1 protein-coding gene and 1 pseudogene are annotated in these 2469 nt (G+C 54.7%); both read left to right on the top strand.

The genetic code is table 11. The features are described 5' to 3' along the window. Positions 1 to 253, top strand: a pseudogene (locus HMPREF2891_RS07135) (hypothetical protein); the annotation flags it as partial. Positions 254 to 401: 148 nt separating this feature from the next. Then, a partial coding sequence (locus HMPREF2891_RS07130) for a VaFE repeat-containing surface-anchored protein (RefSeq protein ID WP_070664699.1) occupies positions 402 to 2469 on the top strand: 2068 nt, incomplete at its 3' end.

Raw genomic sequence — 2469 nt, 5'->3', positions numbered from 1 at the left:
ACAACAAGAGCAAAGCTCAAGTGGTTACGAACAAACCTACGACGGCGGCTACAGCGACTGGAACACCGGCGGCACCGGCGGCTCCGGTAGTAACGACGTGTGTGGTGGTGGGCAATACTGCTACAACCCAAACTTCCCCGAATGGATACAGTCAAACGATGATGGAAGTTGGCACCACCAACTGCCTCAAGATGGAAACGGCGATTGGACCGGCGATATTCAAGGCGAAGTCTGTGTAGGCGACTGCGACTGATTTGCCGAGCTAATCGCTAAGTATTCAGATGGCCCGTGGACATAGTGTCTGCGGGCCATCTTTGTGCGCGCACACTCTACGTAATAGGTGAAGGGCTTTCGAGCCTTTTAATGATCGATCATTAAACCTATTTGAAAGTGGAGTAGTAATGAGTATTCCTATAACCACGCAAGCTCAAGGCGCACCTAGCGCCCGTAAGGGAGGACTGGCCTACCGGCTAGCTCTGGCCTTTACAGCGCTTGCTCTTGTCTTTGCGGGCTCTCTAAATGCCCTACCTGCTCAAGCGGCAGGCTCTTGGGTGAGGGGCGTGCCTATTGGAGGAAGTGTTGGATGGCTTGGCACCTGGATTCCTTACCAAGGCCAGCCCGTGCCCGGTCTTTGCATCCAGGCCGACGCGGTAAACCCCTCAGCAGCGGTTGCGGCCACTCCGGGAGAACTGACCAGCCAACCTAGTCTTAACCGCCCGGGCGATCTGAGCGTGAACATTGCTCAGATGGCTTACATCATGAAGAAGTGGACTCCGAAGTCCCTAGAGCATTCCGATACTGACGTGGACGCGGCGGCTACCGGCTTCCTTGCACACGTGAACTTTGAAAGCTCACAGTTCGGCGCAGCCGCATCTCAACAAAACGTAAATGAGCTACTCCAGCTAACGCCCGCGAACGTGCAAAACCGCGCTCGCCAAATGGTTGCGGAAGCCAAGGCTGCCGGTGTAGTCGGTTGGGAAGCAGGGGAAGCAACCACTGATAATGGCATGTACGGCACCCTCGACGGAATACGTCTAGTTAATGGCAATGGCGTTGCAGTACCGGGCTATCCGTTCACGGTAACCCTAAACGGTCCTGCAGCGTTTGATGCAACTGGCACCAATACTTATAACGGTACTACCGCATCTACCCCCATTACCGGTATTAAGTGGCATTCAACTGGCAACGGCAAGGTTAGTGCAAGCGTAAAGTTCAAAAACATTGTTTCGCCCGTTCTTGGTCATTCTTCGCCTGGCGGTGGTAACCAGGACGTGATTTACGATATTGGGAAGCTCACGGCTAAGACGGTTGAGTCTCCGACTTGGGATGTCATCTTCGATTTCCGCCCACAAGGCATGTCCAATGTGGATACCGCTAAGGTCATTGACAGTGGCGCTGAACTAACTGACACGTTCACTCCAAACGCTGACCCGAACTACGGGGACGGCAAGTGGCTCAACATTGATGGCACTGACGTGCCCGTGAACTACCGTGCAAGCGTCTACTACGTATCCGCACTAGCTCCGGCCGAACAAGGCGATACCGTGCCAGAAGGCGCAGAGCTAATCAAGTCCGTCACCGTCAAGGCAGAAGGGCCTGAAACGGTGATTACCGCTAACGCGGGCACGGCTCCCAAGGACGGCTTCTACACGTGGGTGTGGGAAGTAAAGGCCGATGACCAAGACGCTGACTGGTCTAAGTACATTAAGGCCGACTTTGTTGATGGTTACGGTCTAGCCGACGAAACCACGTCGGTAAGGCACCCCGCCCAGATTGATTCCCAGCTGAGCGTGCGTGACACCAAGGCTGGTACTTACCTGGTAGATGACGTGTTTGTAACCGGCATGCCTTCCGATCACCCGAACTTTGAAGGCGCAGCAGGCTTTAAGGCAGACGAGAAAGAAATCTCTCACGAGGTGCTGTTCTTCCCCGCTGGCCTTGAAGTAACCGAGGCGGACCGTGACAAGGCTGAAAAGATCGGTGAAACCGTCACCATTCCAGCCAAGAACGGCTTCTACCCCAGCATTGGTGATACTTCCTGGATCGCTAAGACTGGTGCGGACGGCAAGCTAGTAGCTGGCACCTACGTATTCATCTCTACCTTCGCTGGTGATGACCGCGTAGCCCCGCTAGCCACTTCTGTTGAGGACGTTACCGAGCAGTTCACTGTCGTAGCTGAGCCTGGTATTCACACCACGCTCATGTACGAAAAGCAGCGCGGCCCGGTCCCTGGATACGGCACCCGCACGCTTACAGACGTGGTTACCTACACCAACCTTGAACCCGGTAAGGAATACGAAGTAGTTGGCACGCTCATGGATAAAGAAACCGGCAAGCCCATGCTTGACGGTGCGGGCAAGGAAATCACTTCTACCACGAAGTTCACACCCGAAACCGCTAACGGTAGTGTCGAAGTCGCCTTTGAGGTAGACGCGGCCCTGTTTGCTGGTAAGACCACTGTTGCCTTCG

The organism is Actinomyces sp. HMSC065F11, assembly GCF_001813085.1.
GTDB classification, from domain to species: Bacteria; Actinomycetota; Actinomycetes; order Actinomycetales; family Actinomycetaceae; genus Gleimia; species Gleimia europaea.
The sequence above is the reverse complement of the archived record's forward strand: the minus strand, read 5'-3'. Positions and strand labels throughout refer to the sequence as shown.